Source organism: Bacillus sp. FSL W7-1346 (genome assembly GCF_038593335.1).
In the GTDB taxonomy this organism is placed as follows: Bacteria; Bacillota; Bacilli; order Bacillales; family Bacillaceae; genus Bacillus; species Bacillus altitudinis.
The window spans coordinates 27,521-44,022 of the sequence record NZ_CP151988.1 but is presented as its reverse complement, the minus strand read 5'-3'; the positions used below and the strand labels follow the sequence as shown (position 1 = coordinate 44,022).

The window sequence follows — 16,502 nt, the reverse complement described above, 5'->3', positions numbered from 1 at the left end:
TTATCCCTCCTGCAACATCAACACCAATTGCTCCATTAGCCCTTGGGCATTCACGTTGGATTGAAGTCTCTTTTTCGCTTCTAATACAGCAAGGATCTGATTCGTCACCATCTGCTGTGTGGAATGCAGCGCGTGCTGCTTCATTGTCTGGAATAAGTCTTGATAAATGACTTTATCTTCATTTCCTATTTGAATCGACAATACATCACGATATATAAATAAAAGCATATCAAGACCAGTTTCTTGAAGGTCTTTCTCTTTGAAAAAAGGCATCCATTGATCTTGTATATAAAAAAATGCATGTTCTTTTCGCTGGTGTAAGACTTCATACAATTTTATCACTTTCGCTCTAGACTCTGCAAACTGATCATTTCGACTTAATTCGAGTGCTTCTGCTAAATTATTGGTTAAATTCGACAAAAGCCTTGCAAGATCCTGAGACACGCCTTCTTGTAAAAGCTGCTGCTCCAAAGATTGCGGCTGTAGCGGCTGAAAGCTAAGCATCTGACATCTTGAAATAATCGTATCCAGCATTTTATGCGATTGTTCAGTGATTAAAACTGCCATCGTTTCCCGGTTGGGCTCCTCTAGGAACTTTAATAAACTGTTCGCAGCATTGACCGTCATTTTGTCCGCATGGAGAATGATATACATTTTCCGATGCGATTCTACGCCTGCTTTTGTAAATTCCTCCTGCAAAGCCTGCACTTGTGCCTTCTTAATTGATTGACCGTCAGGCTGCACTAGATGTAAATCTGGATGGTTGCCAGACTGAATTCTTTTGCAGTTTTGACAGGACTCACATGGTTTCACTCCTGCTTCCAAACAAAAAAAGCTCTTCGCTAAAAGCATCGCAGCATCTAGCTTTCCTGTCCCTTTTTTTCCTTCAAATAAATAAGCATGAGCCAGTCGGTCTTTATCAATACTATTAAAAATCAGCCGCATGACGCGCGGCTGTAACTCATTCATGTCATCCCAGCTAATTGCCATGTTATCACTCTCTATGTGTAAAGGTTAATCAATAAACCTTTTATTTCTCCAATACGTTCAAGCAAATCAATCGAGGGTTTCTCTTGATTCATCATATCCTCTGTTAACTCAATCAGCTTTTCATCTAATGCTTTGACTAAAGCGAGTGTTCGCGTGTTGCCATAAATGTCAAAGCTCCTTGATGTCTCTATATTTAATCCATTATCGACTGTTTCTTTTACAAAGCGTTTCACAAGTCCTTTAAACCTAGCCAAATCTTTAAGGTTTCGTGACTTTGTCAGTTTCTTGCCGAAGACTTCGATATCGCTCAGCATGACTGTCAGCTGCTCTAAACGCATTTTACCGCTTTGTGTCTCCATCGATGATTTAAACGATGATGAAGTTTGGCTTCCTTTCATCGCTTGAAGTTCACGCTTTTCTAAAAGCAGCCGCATATCTTGATTAATTTTCACAGCAACCCATCCTTAAAATTGATGAAATTGTTCAACTGGCAGAATAAAGACGGTAGCTCCACCAACTTCAACCTCAACAGGGTATGGTACATATGAATCTGCATTTCCACCCATTGGTGATACAGGCGCGATCATTTGATCACGTTTACGGCAATTTTCCTTGATTAGCTGTAACGCTTTATCCACTCGGACATCATCGCAACCAATGATAAAAGTCGTATTCCCAGACTTTAGAAATCCACCAGTCGAAGCTAATTTTGTCACGCCGAATTGATGTTCGGTCAATATTTTCAATAACTTGCTGCTATCTTGATCCTGTACAACGGCAACAATTAATTTCATTTGAATGGCCTCCTTCATTTTAGGCACAGGTGACATGCCGATGTCTTCCTCTATATTATAACAACGATTGGGAATGAGGTCATATTTGATTTTTCTTTAATGTGTCCTGAATCAGCTGAAACACTTCATTAAAGACATCCTGAACAGGCTGAGACGCATCTACTACACGGAATCGTTCTGGTGATTGCGCAATCAGAAGCTCATATCCTTCTCTGACCATTTGATGAAAATTCAGTGTTTCCATGTCTAATCGATTTTTTTCTCTTCCTTGATTGGCATCAATTCGCTTTAGACCTTCCTCTGGTGTAATGGAAAAGTAAATGGTCATTTGCGGCATCGTGCCATCAATGGCGAAATCATTAATGGATTTGACTTCTTCAATCCCAAGCCCTCTCGCATAGCCCTGATAAGCAAGGGAGCTGTCGACAAAACGATCACATAAAACAATTTCCCCCCGCTTCAATGCCGGTTCTACTTTTTCAGCCAAATGCTGCCTTCTAGCTGCTGCATAAAGCAATGCCTCTGTTTTTGCGTCCATTTTTGTATTTTTTTCATTTAAAATGACTTCACGAATTTGCTCTGCAATATCAATGCCTCCGGGCTCACGTGTCGCCATCACTGCATAGCCTTGACGTTCCATTTCTTCGTACACTTTTCGAATCACTGTCGTTTTTCCAGCACCCTCTGGCCCTTCAAACGTAATAAACATACCGCTCATAGTGTCTCCTCTTCTATATAAACATATAATTTTCTCTGGTGAATCACCTGACTTGCTTGCACATGAACTTGATGCCCAAGCAAACGGCTTAACGTCTCAACTTGATCTGATTCAATAGGTTCTCCTTTGATCATCAAAGGAATGCCAGGCGGATAGGGAATGACCGATTCTGCACTAATCCGGCCAGCTGCTTTTTCGAATGGAACAGCTTCTACATCTCGCTTTTGCTGATCGTGCTCTAAGAAGAGCGATCCCGTTTGAGGCTCTTTTTTTATAAGCAATGAATCACTTTGCTGAAGAGCCTGCTCTATAGCTGTAAAAGGAACGTCCTTTTTCTGTCCTAGACCAAAAACGAGTAAGACTTGATGTTCATCCGCAAGTTCTGGGTGAACCTCCACCGACTCAAGCACCTTTTTGAGTTCATAGCCTGTCAGCCCTTTTGTTGAACGAATGACACATTTTAATGGATCCATAGGTAAAGAGTCAGACTCAACCACTTCGAGATTGGAGATCATATTGAACTGTGCTTTCAGCTTTGCCAAGTCTCTCATGATTTCATCCATTAACCCTTTTCCCTTCAACTCCTCCACATAAGCTCTCGCCACATCTAACGAAGCCATAATTGGATAAGAAGGTGAACTGCTTTGAAGCATCGTTAATAACGTCTTTATCCGCTTCACATCCATTCGGTCTCCTTGAAGATGGAGATAAGACCCCATCGTCATTGCCGGAAGGGTTTTATGTGCTGATTGTACCACCACGTCTGCTCCATAGGAAAGGGCAGATGGAGGAAAGGCACCGCCTAATACAAAATGAGCACCATGCGCCTCATCAACTAATACAATGATGCCAGCTTCATGACACATTTGAATGAGCCCTGATAAATCAGCTGCATGTCCGTAGTAGTTCGGATATGTCAAAACGATTGCCCGACAGTTAGGGTGTGTCTCCATAGCTTGTTTGACTGTTTCCTCCGTCACATGGGTTGGGACGTGCAAGTGCGGATCACTCTCGGTTTCTAGCATAATAGGCGTCGCTCCCGCAAGCTCAATCGCATGGAACACAGACTTATGACAATTTCGCTGAACGAAAATGCCCTCCCCAGCCTGACACGCAGACATCACCATTGCCAAATTGCCAACGGTTGTGCCATTCACAAGGAAAAAACTTTGTTTAGCTCCATATAGCTTTGCCAATAAATCCTCTGCCTCTTGAATCACCCCAGTCGGATGGTGAAGATCATCTAGACCTTCAAGTTCTGTCACATCCAGCTGAAGAATGGATTCATAATAGGACCGTGCCTCATCAAAAAAGACATCTCCATTGTGATGTCCCGGAACGTGAAAAGAATAGGGCTTCTTTTCCGCATGTTGTGATAATGCTGTATATAAAGGTGTTTTCAAACAAATCGACCCTTTTCACTTAAACGATATCTTATATCTATTATAACGTTCAAACAAGTGAACTGAAAGATGGATTCTCATTCCTTTATTGGTTTATGATTCACCAGCTTTTGCTCTGCCTCATGCATGCTACTTTTTAATTGAGCTCGTTCTTGGCTCCCATGTTCTTTTACCTGCAACGTTTCCTGCAATGTTTCGGCCAATTGGCGCTGAACCTTTTTCAACGTATCTATAGGCGTTAAGGATGCATCTTCAAGCAGCTGTCCTTGCTGCTTCGATACCTGTTCATATGTTTGCTGGATACGCTGCTCAAGCGCTGAATTGGCTCGCTGCTGAATATGATTGAACGCAATCGACATTTGGTTGATCCATAAAGGAATTGATGCGGAAACAGTTGATTGAATATGATTGGCTAAAGTATGGTTTGTATGCTGAATCATTCGAATTTGGGCATTACATTGCAGTGCGATTTGACGGCTCAACAACAAATCATACTTCCGTTCTTTTAATCTCTCCATATATTCTTCTTCATCGACTTCCCGACTCATCAATTGTTCCTCTAATGTCCGATCATGTGACTGTGATTCTGTTAGGGCATGTTGCTCTAACAGCGTCAATTTTGCTTCAACTGCTGCAACCTGTAACGTCATCTCTTGAAAGTATGATTGATTTTCTTCAAATAAACGCTCCAATAACTTATGGTCCGAAATTAGCACGCCTCTTGCGTAACGAAGCCTTGCTGACAATCTTTCTATCTGTGCTTCTGCTTGTTTAAAACGAGATATGATCTCCTGAGTTGAACGCTTTTCTCGCTGAAACAACCTTAAAAAAAAGCCTCGCTTCTTTGGCAATAAATCCTCTGGCTCCACTAAATGCAGTTGCTGTAAAAAAGCTTCTAGAACGTCTCCGATTTGGTCAATATCTTTTTTCTCCACATATTGCATCATTTGTTTTGATTGTTCTAACAATCGTTCCTGCACAAGTGTGCCATAGAAAAGCAGTTTTTGTGGATGGTCAGGGATCTTCTCAGCTCGCTGTAGCGCCTCCTGCTTTTCTTCATCAGATAAGGTATCAAACACCCGAAACGGAAGATCTGTAGTAGATGTGGCTGGTGGTATGACTGGATCTTCTGGTTGCATCGAGTTTGACTCCTTTCATATCTATTTTTTAATCATTTTATCAGCCACTTCAAGTTCAATATGAAGTGCTTCTATATCTCTTCCTAAAACTTGCTGTAAATCATTCGTTAATTGCTTTTGCAGTTCAGTCAGCGTGACTCGAGTTTGGCTTAATGTCATTTCAAGCTCATGGCTACGATTCGGCTGATTATACAGCAGTGCATATTTCTCAGTTAATTCAACAACAGAATCCAAACTCTCAAAATAAAACCGCTGTGCATCATAAAACCGGTTCGGTTCCTTTTTTGTTATCGTATAGATGCGTCGTGCAAGCCGAAGAATTTCATAATTATGCTTGATCGTCTGTACGTTCTTCACAGCAAATAAAGCTTTCTTCAAACGAACCAGCTTTTGCCCGGCTTCTTTTAAATGCTGTTTAATATATACATAATCACTGCGAGACAGTCCGTGTTTCTTCAAAAACAACTGGAAGGCAGCCCATCGGCTTCCTGCAAACATCACACCCCACCCAATCATCGCATACAGTATCGACAATCCAACATGATGATGGAAAACACCAATACTGACAGTTAAAATCACCAGCGAAAAAAGAGTAGAGAGAACGGCCCATACAAATGTGTAAAAAATTGATTTCATGTTCATCGACTCCTATGAATAATCAGGCTCTCTGTTTATCTTATTATTTATTACGGTTGATGTCCAAACTAAGTTCCAAAAAACAGGCCCAATCCCCGATTGCCCATAAAAAAAGACCATCTAATGGTCTATGAATACAAAGGCGGCGTATGAAGATTTTTAAGCTTTCTTACATAATCAGCATAACTAGGATCCGAGGTTGATGTAGAAATTAACTTCCGTTCACAATCTCGGCATAAAAACTGATGATATAAATAAATTCCCTTTGTTTTTTTCTCTTCACAAATCAAACAAATTGCTTCTCGCTCTTTTTTACTCATTGTGACACCTCCACTTATAGCTTCAGTATGCCCTAGCGCTTTCAATTGTATACAAAATTAAGAATGTTTTAGATGATAGTTTAGTATATGTATCCATGCCAGATCGAGTGTTTGTTCCTTTTTTAAAACACAAAAAAGACCAGTTCCGATTGGAACTGATCCTTTGAAAAGCTTGGCGGCGTCCTACTCTCACAGGGGGAAACCCCCAACTACCATCGGCGCTGAAGAGCTTAACTTCCGTGTTCGGTATGGGAACGGGTGTGACCTCTTCGCTATCGCCACCAAACCTGATGGAGAGAATGTTCTCTCAAAACTAGATAACAATGTTCATTTTTCACATTAGAATATAGGTTAAGTCCTCGATCTATTAGTATCTGTCAGCTCCACGTGTCACCACGCTTCCACCTCAGACCTATCAACCTGATCATCTTTCAGGGATCTTACTTCCTTGCGGAATGGGAAATCTCATCTTGAGGGGGGCTTCATGCTTAGATGCTTTCAGCACTTATCCCGTCCGCACATAGCTACCCAGCGATGCCCTTGGCAGAACAACTGGTACACCAGCGGTGCGTCCATCCCGGTCCTCTCGTACTAAGGACAGCTCCTCTCAAATTTCCTGCGCCCGCGACGGATAGGGACCGAACTGTCTCACGACGTTCTGAACCCAGCTCGCGTACCGCTTTAATGGGCGAACAGCCCAACCCTTGGGACCGACTACAGCCCCAGGATGCGATGAGCCGACATCGAGGTGCCAAACCTCCCCGTCGATGTGGACTCTTGGGGGAGATAAGCCTGTTATCCCCGGGGTAGCTTTTATCCGTTGAGCGATGGCCCTTCCATGCGGAACCACCGGATCACTAAGCCCGACTTTCGTCCCTGCTCGACTTGTAGGTCTCGCAGTCAAGCTCCCTTGTGCCTTTACACTCTGCGAATGATTTCCAACCATTCTGAGGGAACCTTTGGGCGCCTCCGTTACATTTTAGGAGGCGACCGCCCCAGTCAAACTGCCCACCTGACACTGTCTCCCTGCCCGATAAGGGCAGCGGGTTAGAAGGTCAATACAGCCAGGGTAGTATCCCACCGATGCCTCCACCGAAGCTAGCGCTCCGGTTTCCAAGGCTCCTACCTATCCTGTACAAGCTGTACCAACATTCAATATCAGGCTGCAGTAAAGCTCCACGGGGTCTTTCCGTCCTGTCGCGGGTAACCTGCATCTTCACAGGTACTATAATTTCACCGAGTCTCTCGTTGAGACAGTGCCCAGATCGTTGCGCCTTTCGTGCGGGTCGGAACTTACCCGACAAGGAATTTCGCTACCTTAGGACCGTTATAGTTACGGCCGCCGTTTACTGGGGCTTCAATTCGCACCTTCGCTTACGCTAAGCGCTCCTCTTAACCTTCCAGCACCGGGCAGGCGTCAGCCCCTATACTTCGCCTTACGGCTTCGCAGAGACCTGTGTTTTTGCTAAACAGTCGCCTGGGCCTATTCACTGCGGCTTCTCGGGGCTTTAACACCCTAAGAAGCACCCCTTCTCCCGAAGTTACGGGGTCATTTTGCCGAGTTCCTTAACGAGAGTTCTCTCGATCACCTTAGGATTCTCTCCTCGCCTACCTGTGTCGGTTTGCGGTACGGGCACCTCTCACCTCGCTAGAGGCTTTTCTTGGCAGTGTGGAATCAGGAACTTCGCTACTAAATTTCGCTCGCCATCACAGCTCAGCCTTCACGGGAAACGGATTTGCCTATTTCCCAGCCTAACTGCTTGGACGCGGATATCCAATACCGCGCTTACCCTATCCTCCTGCGTCCCCCCATTGCTCAAATGGTGAGGAGGTGGTACAGGAATATCAACCTGTTGTCCATCGCCTACGCCTTTCGGCCTCGGCTTAGGTCCCGACTAACCCTGAGCGGACGAGCCTTCCTCAGGAAACCTTAGGCATTCGGTGGACGGGATTCTCACCCGTCTTTCGCTACTCATACCGGCATTCTCACTTCTAAGCGCTCCACCAGTCCTTCCGGTCTGACTTCACTGCACTTAGAACGCTCTCCTACCACTGTTCGTAAGAACAGTCCGCAGCTTCGGTGATACGTTTAGCCCCGGTACATTTTCGGCGCAGAGTCACTCGACCAGTGAGCTATTACGCACTCTTTAAATGGTGGCTGCTTCTAAGCCAACATCCTGGTTGTCTAAGCAACTCCACATCCTTTTCCACTTAACGTATACTTTGGGACCTTAGCTGGCGGTCTGGGCTGTTTCCCTTTCGACTACGGATCTTATCACTCGCAGTCTGACTCCCAAGGATAAGTCATCGGCATTCGGAGTTTGACTGAATTCGGTAACCCGGTAGGGGCCCCTAGTCCAATCAGTGCTCTACCTCCGAGACTCTTACCTTGAGGCTAGCCCTAAAGCTATTTCGGAGAGAACCAGCTATCTCCAGGTTCGATTGGCATTTCACCCCTACCCACACCTCATCCCCGCACTTTTCAACGTGCGTGGGTTCGGGCCTCCATTCAGTGTTACCTGAACTTCACCCTGGACATGGGTAGATCACCTGGTTTCGGGTCTACGACCACGTACTCATGCGCCCTATTCAGACTCGCTTTCGCTGCGGCTCCGCATCTTCTGCTTAACCTTGCACGGGATCGTAACTCGCCGGTTCATTCTACAAAAGGCACGCCATCACCCGTTAACGGGCTCTGACTACTTGTAGGCACACGGTTTCAGGATCTATTTCACTCCCCTTCCGGGGTGCTTTTCACCTTTCCCTCACGGTACTGGTTCACTATCGGTCACTAGGGAGTATTTAGCCTTGGGAGATGGTCCTCCCGGATTCCGACGGAATTTCACGTGTTCCGCCGTACTCAGGATCCACTCTGGAGAGAACAACATTTCAGTTACAGGGCTGTTACCTTCTTTGGCGGGCCTTTCCAGACCTCTTCGCTTATATCGTTCCTTTGTAACTCCGTATAGAGTGTCCTACAACCCCAAGAGGCAAGCCTCTTGGTTTGGGCTGTTCCCGTTTCGCTCGCCGCTACTCAGGGAATCGCATTTGCTTTCTCTTCCTCCGGGTACTTAGATGTTTCAGTTCCCCGGGTATGCCTTCTCATACTCTATGTATTCAAGTATGGATACTACTCCATTACGAGCAGTGGGTTTCCCCATTCGGAAATCTCCGGATCAAAGCTTGCTTACAGCTCCCCGAAGCATATCGGTGTTCGTCCCGTCCTTCATCGGCTCCTAGTGCCAAGGCATCCACCGTGCGCCCTTTCTAACTTAACCATTTCTTACTTTAGAAAGAATCACTATGTGTGATGAACTTTGCATTGCATTCAATGTGAATGTATTACTTATTGTTATCTAGTTTTCAAAGAACACGTTGGTGGAGCCTAGCGGGATCGAACCGCTGACCTCCTGCGTGCAAGGCAGGCGCTCTCCCAGCTGAGCTAAGGCCCCGATTTAATAGAAGATGGTGGGCCTGAGTGGACTCGAACCACCGACCTCACGCTTATCAGGCGTGCGCTCTAACCAGCTGAGCTACAGGCCCATCTTTCATATCGAAGATATGATGTTGTAGGATCTTTTGCAAGTTCCTTCAAAACTAAACAAGACGAAAAACGTACGCTGCTCCATATATCCTTAGAAAGGAGGTGATCCAGCCGCACCTTCCGATACGGCTACCTTGTTACGACTTCACCCCAATCATCTGCCCCACCTTCGGCGGCTGGCTCCATAAAGGTTACCTCACCGACTTCGGGTGTTGCAAACTCTCGTGGTGTGACGGGCGGTGTGTACAAGGCCCGGGAACGTATTCACCGCGGCATGCTGATCCGCGATTACTAGCGATTCCAGCTTCACGCAGTCGAGTTGCAGACTGCGATCCGAACTGAGAACAGATTTGTGGGATTGGCTAAACCTTGCGGTCTCGCAGCCCTTTGTTCTGTCCATTGTAGCACGTGTGTAGCCCAGGTCATAAGGGGCATGATGATTTGACGTCATCCCCACCTTCCTCCGGTTTGTCACCGGCAGTCACCTTAGAGTGCCCAACTGAATGCTGGCAACTAAGATCAAGGGTTGCGCTCGTTGCGGGACTTAACCCAACATCTCACGACACGAGCTGACGACAACCATGCACCACCTGTCACTCTGTCCCCGAAGGGAAAGCCCTATCTCTAGGGTTGTCAGAGGATGTCAAGACCTGGTAAGGTTCTTCGCGTTGCTTCGAATTAAACCACATGCTCCACCGCTTGTGCGGGCCCCCGTCAATTCCTTTGAGTTTCAGTCTTGCGACCGTACTCCCCAGGCGGAGTGCTTAATGCGTTAGCTGCAGCACTAAGGGGCGGAAACCCCCTAACACTTAGCACTCATCGTTTACGGCGTGGACTACCAGGGTATCTAATCCTGTTCGCTCCCCACGCTTTCGCTCCTCAGCGTCAGTTACAGACCAGAGAGTCGCCTTCGCCACTGGTGTTCCTCCACATCTCTACGCATTTCACCGCTACACGTGGAATTCCACTCTCCTCTTCTGCACTCAAGTTTCCCAGTTTCCAATGACCCTCCCCGGTTGAGCCGGGGGCTTTCACATCAGACTTAAGAAACCGCCTGCGAGCCCTTTACGCCCAATAATTCCGGACAACGCTTGCCACCTACGTATTACCGCGGCTGCTGGCACGTAGTTAGCCGTGGCTTTCTGGTTAGGTACCGTCAAGGTGCAAGCAGTTACTCTTGCACTTGTTCTTCCCTAACAACAGAGCTTTACGATCCGAAAACCTTCATCACTCACGCGGCGTTGCTCCGTCAGACTTTCGTCCATTGCGGAAGATTCCCTACTGCTGCCTCCCGTAGGAGTCTGGGCCGTGTCTCAGTCCCAGTGTGGCCGATCACCCTCTCAGGTCGGCTACGCATCGTCGCCTTGGTGAGCCGTTACCTCACCAACTAGCTAATGCGCCGCGGGTCCATCTGTAAGTGACAGCCGAAACCGTCTTTCATCCTTGAACCATGCGGTTCAAGGAACTATCCGGTATTAGCTCCGGTTTCCCGGAGTTATCCCAGTCTTACAGGCAGGTTACCCACGTGTTACTCACCCGTCCGCCGCTAACATCCGGGAGCAAGCTCCCTTCTGTCCGCTCGACTTGCATGTATTAGGCACGCCGCCAGCGTTCGTCCTGAGCCAGGATCAAACTCTCCGAAAAAGTACAAAACCGAAGTTTTGTTTTTCGTCAGCGTTTGACTGACTACCTATGATGTATCATAGGATTTTTTTATAAAAACTCGAATTAACAGGTACGTTTTGTCTTGTTTAGTTTTCAAAGAACTTGTTTACCGCTTCAGAAGCGACTAGAACATCTTATCACGTCCAAGTTGTTAGTGTCAACAACTTTTTTGTTATTATGTTTTTTCGTTTCTTCGTCATCAGCGACGTATATTAATTTACCACCATATATAATCAAAGTCAACAATATTTTGCATTAAATAATAAACTTTTCAATTACGACTAAAGCTGCTACACCTGGAATGCCCAACAAACCACTAATTCCACTCGTTACAGGGTTAATGGAAACATGAAGCCCTAAACTCTCACCGAATAAATTGAGACAAAATAAAAAAAGAGCACCTGCGACAAACTTAACTCCAATAAGCCCTAACCATTTGAATGGATTCGCTTGAACACCTGACATAAACAACAATAAAACAGCTAACAAAATTGAACCAATCACAATAACAGGTTCCATAATCCTCTCATCTCCTCTTCATATGAATAGTACAAGCATATGAGAGCATTATGGATAATAGACCTGCTATCTCCAGTTGTTTAAACGTAAATTTCTCTTTTTCGCTTCTCTCAGATAGAAAAAGTACTTCGCTTGAGCAAGCTTTAATTCGAATAGAATGTCCGGTGAAGGCTCAACGCTATTTGCGACAAGCTTTTTTTGTCTGTTCCATTCTTCCTTTTGCTTAAAAAGCTGTTGAATTAATATCTCATCGAATTCTTTTCGAATTGATTTTCTGCGAAGAAAACCCATGTACCGTACTTCTCCTTCCTACATCTCACGTCTGCCTTCTAGAGCTTTAGAAAGTGTGACTTCATCCGCATACTCTAAGTCTCCACCTACTGGGAGTCCGTGAGCAATGCGAGAGAGTTTAATTCCTGATGGTTTCAACAATCTAGAGATATACATGGCTGTCGCTTCTCCCTCAATGTTTGGATTGGTTGCAAGAATGACCTCTGTGACTTGATCGTCTTGCAATCTTTTTAATAGGTCAGGAATTTTAATATCCTCTGGCCCAATTCCGTCCATTGGTGAAATAGCACCATGAAGCACATGATATAAGCCGTTGTATTCTTTCATTTTTTCCATTGCGATCACATCTTTTGGATCCTGCACGACACAGATCACAGATTGATCTCTTCTTGTATCTTCACAAATATAGCAAGGATCCTGATCGGTGATATGTCCGCAAACAGAACAATAAGTTAAATTACGCTTTGCATTAACAAGTGCCTTCGCAAAATCCAGCACGACATCTTCTTGCATACTAAGAACAAAAAAAGCCAGACGGACCGCAGTTTTAGGTCCGATTCCTGGCAATTTCATAAAGCTATCAATCAGCTTTGATATTGGTTCAGGATATTGCATCTTCAGTTATTCCCCCTAGAATAAACCTGGCATGTTCATTCCTTTTGTGAATTGACCCATTGTTTCATTCGTTAGTTCATCAACTTTTTTCAATGCATCATTTGTTGCTGCAAGTACAAGGTCTTGAAGCATATCGATGTCTTCAGGATCAACAACTTCTTCATTAATTGCCACATCAACGACTTCTTTTTGTCCATTTACTTTTACAGTGACCATACCGCCACCTGCCGTACCTTCAAGGACTTTTTCTGCAAGCTCTTCTTGAGCCTTAGCCATATCCTTCTGCATTTTTTGCATTTGTTTCATCATTTTTTGCATATTTCCCATTCCACCGCGCATATGAACACCACTCTCTTTCAAATTGTTAATCTTTAATTTCAATTAAATCGGTTCCTACTAACTTCTTTGCTTCTGCAATTAATGGATCTTCTTCAGCAGAAGCTGCCTGACCATCTGCTTGTTCTTCAGGCTGATGATCTCTTAAAAATTCTTCTCTTATTTTACCCCATTGAGCGTCAGGAACGCCAACTAATTCCACTCTTTTTCCTAGCATAGATTCTAGCAGTTGCTCAAGATTGGTTCGAACACCACTTTTATCTTCGGCCACCATCTTACAATGTATTTCAAATTTGAATTTTAAAACAAAGGCATGAGTTGCCGCCGCAACTGGTTCACTATCTGTTAATAGCGCAGCGTGAGAAACCTTATTTTGCTGTTTTAATTGGGCAAGAAGCTCTCCCCATTTGCCTTTTATTTTTTCTAGTTCCGGTCGCTTCGCTTCTTTTAAAATCTCATGAATTCGACCGACAGGTGCACGATAGCCATTTTTATTGCTCGTTTGAGGTCGAGGTGCTTCCGTTTTTGCTTGAGGACTCTGAGACTGAGTCATTGGAACACCCTCAGCTTTTAGCCTAGATAGCTCCTGTTCCAGCCTGTCTATTTTATTCGTTAACGCTGTTAGATCGGAATCAGCCGGAGATGATACAGCACCAGCCGTTGACTGACAGAGCTTAACCACAGCTACTTCAAAGAAAATTCTAGGATGGTTTGTCCATTTCATTTCCTGATGGCTTTTATTCAGCACTTCAATCGTTTCATAAAGAAACTGAGGTGCCACACGTTCTGAAAGAGCCACAAACTTATCGTCGACTTTGACTTTTTCAAGGACACCTTCAAGGTCCGGTGCTGTTTTGTAAAGAAGCATATCTCTAAAGTAGAAGATCATATCCTCTATTAATTTCGCAGCATCTTTCCCCTGTTGAAGCAATTCATTTAACGTATCCAGCGCTATCGCAATATTTTGCTCAAAAATGGCTTCAGCAAGCTGACTAATGAAATGCTGAGATACAGCACCTGTAATGAGCAGTGCATCATCAATTGTGAGCTGTTCACCACTAAATGAGATCGCTTGGTCAAGGAGACTGAGTGCGTCACGCATGCCTCCATCTGCCGCACTAGCAATAATCTCGAGTGAACCCTCTTGTATATTTAGGCTTTCTGCATCTACAATTTTCTCCATTCGTCCAACAATATCTTTTGTCGTGATCCGTTTAAAATCAAATCTCTGACATCTTGATATGATGGTAAGAGGAATCTTATGAGGCTCTGTGGTAGCCAAAATAAAGATACAATGAGCAGGTGGTTCCTCTAGCGTTTTAAGAAGTGCATTAAATGCCCCGATAGAGAGCATATGTACCTCATCTATAATATAAACCTTATATGTAACCGCTGAAGGAGCAAATTTCACTTTATCACGTATATCCCGAATTTCATCTACCCCGTTATTTGAGGCAGCATCTATTTCAATCACGTCTGAAATCGAACCGGTCGTAATCCCTCTACAGGCATCACACTCATTACACGGCTCACTAACAGGTGACTTTTCACAGTTCACTGCTTTCGCAAAAATCTTGGCAGCACTTGTTTTACCTGTTCCTCTAGGACCTGAAAATAAGTAAGCATGAGAAAACTTTTTCTGCAAAAGGGCATTTTGCAACGTTTTTGTGATGTGTTCTTGTCCAACAACATCCTCAAAAACTTGAGGTCTGAACACTCGGTATAAAGCTTGATAACTCACAAATACGCCCTCCTCCATTTATCATCATGTTCATTATACATGATGCAACGATCAATTCAAAAGTACACCTTTATTTTCTAATAAACGAAAAAGAGCATTTCCTTTAAAGACTTTTTACTTTTCTTGATTAAAAAACGTGTTTTCCTGCTTTCTGAAAATGTCTGCCAGATCAATAAGAACATTCGTTCCCTATATGAATTACTTCAAAAAAACCTCACCCTAAAAATGGCTTTTTTGCTATTTGTATAAACAAAACAACTGATATATTCTTTCAATAGCAACAAAAAACTCACCTAGATAAACTAGATGAGTTTCATTTAATATTGATTTACCGTGCACCTTCTGTCGATTCGCTACCCCAAGCGTTACTTAAACAGTTAGCTCGGCCCAGGCAACCCTGCGGCACATGAGAGGTTTCACTTAATGCTGCTTCCTTCCGGACCTGACATGGTTCATGAATTCCCATTGCGCAGGACCCAGACGTCAACACCACTTATTTAAGGCAGACCTTGAAGTAAACGAACCTTGAGAAGGGATTCGGCCTCGCTAGAGCGGATTGCGAGTACAGGGCACCGCTACCTCCCCGCTTAGCACGGCAAAATGAATATTAAATTGTTGGTGACGCAGACATAAGTATACCTTCTAAGTGATAAAATTGCAAACGACATCCATTCATTTACTTTTCGCTTGCTTCTTCTGCTGACGGAGGTCTCGAAAGAACTGACTTAACAGCTCACCACACTCATTTTCAAGCACACCACCAATGACTTCAGACTGATGATTGAACCGCTCATCGTCCAATAAATTCATTAAAGTACCAGCACAACCACCTTTAGGATCATAGGCACCAAAAACGACCTTTTTCACTCTTGAAAGTACAATAGCGCCTGCACACATTGGGCACGGTTCGAGTGTAACATAAAGTACAGCATCTTCTAAACGCCAACTACCAGTCATTTTACACGCTTCATCAATAGCAAGTAATTCCGCATGAGCAATTGATCGCTGTTCACTTTCCCTTAAATTGTGAGCACGGCTTACAATTTGATCATCAACAACGATGACGGCACCGATTGGAACTTCTCCTATTTGTTTTGCTTTCAAAGCTTCAGAAATAGCTTCTTGCATAAACTGTTCATCTTTCGTCATAGCACGGCTCTCTTTTCATGTTTTTTTAAAGGATATTGAGGTTAACATATTATCACAATCTTTTAAAGGGGGTCTTGATTTGCCAAAACAACAAAAGGCACTTCTTATTATTGACATGATCAATAATTTTGATTTCGAAATGGGACATGTGCTCGCTGAAAAAACAGAGCAAATGACCAATAAAATTTTAGCCCTTAAACAACACGCTTTCAAGAAAAATTGGCCAATTATCTATATCAACGACCACTATGGACTCTGGAAGGCTGATATCAAAGCTGTTATGGAAACATGCAAAAACGAAAGAAGTGCCCCTATTTTAGAACAAATGGCACCATCTAAAGATGATTACTTCTTAATTAAACCTAAGCACTCTGCCTTTTACGGAACAGCACTAGAGACACTCCTAAATGAATTAGGTGTGCAAGATCTTATTTTAACTGGAATTGCCGGAAACATCTGTGTCCTGTTCACTGCAAATGACGCTTACATGCGAGAGTACAACCTCACTGTACCTAAAGATTGTATTGCTTCAAATGATGATAGGGACAACGAGTACGCTTTAACGATGATGGAGAACGTTCTTCTTGCCAAAATCACAACAACTAAAGAGATCACGGATGAAAATCAAACATGATTTATCCA

The 16,502-nt window shown here is 44.1% G+C and carries 15 protein-coding genes, 2 tRNA genes, 3 rRNA genes and 1 other RNA gene; 1 reads left to right on the top strand and 20 read right to left on the bottom strand.

Annotated features, from left to right (window positions below; all coding sequences use genetic code 11):
* The 20 genes from holB to tadA all read right to left on the bottom strand — a co-directional run bounded on the left by holB (window position 1) and on the right by tadA (window position 15,860).
* Complete coding sequence (holB, locus tag NST09_RS00225) at window positions 1-990, bottom strand: DNA polymerase III subunit delta' (RefSeq protein ID WP_007496231.1); 990 nt, start codon at window positions 988-990, stop codon at window positions 1-3.
* An 11-nt stretch (window positions 991-1,001) separates the two neighbouring features.
* Window positions 1,002-1,442: a YaaR family protein gene (locus NST09_RS00220; RefSeq protein WP_342493236.1), complete on the bottom strand. Its 441-nt coding sequence runs from the start codon at window positions 1,440-1,442 to the stop codon at window positions 1,002-1,004.
* 12 nt (window positions 1,443-1,454) lie between these two features.
* On the bottom strand, window positions 1,455-1,784 hold the full coding sequence (locus tag NST09_RS00215; RefSeq protein WP_012008640.1) for a cyclic-di-AMP receptor: 330 nt from the start codon (window positions 1,782-1,784) through the stop codon (window positions 1,455-1,457).
* Window positions 1,785-1,863: 79 nt separating this feature from the next.
* Window positions 1,864-2,502 carry a dTMP kinase gene (gene tmk, locus NST09_RS00210; protein WP_025206598.1) on the bottom strand — a complete coding sequence of 213 codons (639 nt, stop codon included), beginning with the start codon at window positions 2,500-2,502 and terminating at the stop codon, window positions 1,864-1,866.
* Window positions 2,499-3,905 carry an aminotransferase class I/II-fold pyridoxal phosphate-dependent enzyme gene (locus NST09_RS00205; protein WP_342493235.1) on the bottom strand — a complete coding sequence of 469 codons (1,407 nt, stop codon included), beginning with the start codon at window positions 3,903-3,905 and terminating at the stop codon, window positions 2,499-2,501. The genes tmk and NST09_RS00205 overlap by 4 nt, the downstream gene beginning before the upstream one ends.
* A gap of 77 nt (window positions 3,906-3,982) precedes the next feature.
* A complete protein-coding gene (locus tag NST09_RS00200; protein WP_342493234.1) occupies window positions 3,983-5,044 on the bottom strand; it encodes a toxic anion resistance protein in 1,062 nt (353 codons plus the stop codon).
* Window positions 5,045-5,065: 21 nt separating this feature from the next.
* Window positions 5,066-5,680 carry a 5-bromo-4-chloroindolyl phosphate hydrolysis family protein gene (locus NST09_RS00195; RefSeq protein ID WP_017359333.1) on the bottom strand — a complete coding sequence of 205 codons (615 nt, stop codon included), beginning with the start codon at window positions 5,678-5,680 and terminating at the stop codon, window positions 5,066-5,068.
* 128 nt (window positions 5,681-5,808) lie between these two features.
* The gene (locus NST09_RS00190) at window positions 5,809-6,000 is read right to left on the bottom strand and encodes a sigma factor G inhibitor Gin (RefSeq protein ID WP_017359334.1); all 192 of its coding nucleotides are present in this window, start codon (window positions 5,998-6,000) and stop codon (window positions 5,809-5,811) included.
* 170 nt (window positions 6,001-6,170) lie between these two features.
* Window positions 6,171-6,286: ribosomal RNA gene (gene rrf / locus NST09_RS00185) — 5S ribosomal RNA — on the bottom strand.
* 61 nt (window positions 6,287-6,347) lie between these two features.
* Window positions 6,348-9,278 (bottom strand): 23S ribosomal RNA (locus tag NST09_RS00180).
* 98 nt (window positions 9,279-9,376) lie between these two features.
* Window positions 9,377-9,452 (bottom strand) — tRNA-Ala (locus NST09_RS00175).
* 14 nt (window positions 9,453-9,466) lie between these two features.
* Window positions 9,467-9,543: transfer RNA gene (locus NST09_RS00170), tRNA-Ile, on the bottom strand.
* Window positions 9,544-9,639: 96 nt separating this feature from the next.
* Window positions 9,640-11,188 (bottom strand): 16S ribosomal RNA (locus NST09_RS00165).
* Together the 16S, 23S and 5S rRNA genes with 2 tRNA genes alongside form the textbook arrangement of a ribosomal RNA operon.
* Window positions 11,189-11,464: 276 nt before the next feature.
* Window positions 11,465-11,728, bottom strand: a complete 264-nt coding sequence (locus tag NST09_RS00160) for a pro-sigmaK processing inhibitor BofA family protein (RefSeq protein WP_008342006.1) — start codon at window positions 11,726-11,728, stop codon at window positions 11,465-11,467.
* Window positions 11,729-11,794: 66 nt separating this feature from the next.
* Window positions 11,795-12,019, bottom strand: coding sequence for a YaaL family protein (locus tag NST09_RS00155; RefSeq protein WP_008342008.1), 225 nt, complete (start codon window positions 12,017-12,019; stop codon window positions 11,795-11,797).
* Window positions 12,020-12,037: 18 nt separating this feature from the next.
* Window positions 12,038-12,634 carry a recombination protein RecR gene (gene recR, locus NST09_RS00150; RefSeq protein ID WP_003218094.1) on the bottom strand — a complete coding sequence of 199 codons (597 nt, stop codon included), beginning with the start codon at window positions 12,632-12,634 and terminating at the stop codon, window positions 12,038-12,040.
* A gap of 15 nt (window positions 12,635-12,649) precedes the next feature.
* A complete protein-coding gene (locus tag NST09_RS00145) occupies window positions 12,650-12,973 on the bottom strand; it encodes a YbaB/EbfC family nucleoid-associated protein (protein ID WP_008342011.1) in 324 nt (107 codons plus the stop codon).
* Window positions 12,974-12,998: 25 nt separating this feature from the next.
* Window positions 12,999-14,711, bottom strand: a complete 1,713-nt coding sequence (gene dnaX / locus NST09_RS00140; protein ID WP_008342013.1) for a DNA polymerase III subunit gamma/tau — start codon at window positions 14,709-14,711, stop codon at window positions 12,999-13,001.
* Between the two features lie 331 nt (window positions 14,712-15,042).
* Window positions 15,043-15,307, bottom strand: an RNA gene (ffs, locus tag NST09_RS00135) — signal recognition particle sRNA large type.
* Window positions 15,308-15,383: 76 nt separating this feature from the next.
* Complete coding sequence (gene tadA, locus NST09_RS00130) at window positions 15,384-15,860, bottom strand: tRNA adenosine(34) deaminase TadA (protein ID WP_007496052.1); 477 nt, start codon at window positions 15,858-15,860, stop codon at window positions 15,384-15,386.
* Window positions 15,861-15,939: 79 nt separating this feature from the next.
* On the opposite strand from tadA, the gene NST09_RS00125 reads away from it, so the two are divergent.
* The gene (locus NST09_RS00125) at window positions 15,940-16,494 is read left to right on the top strand and encodes an isochorismatase family cysteine hydrolase (RefSeq protein ID WP_017359012.1); all 555 of its coding nucleotides are present in this window, start codon (window positions 15,940-15,942) and stop codon (window positions 16,492-16,494) included.
* The last annotated feature ends 8 nt before the right edge of the window (window positions 16,495-16,502 follow it).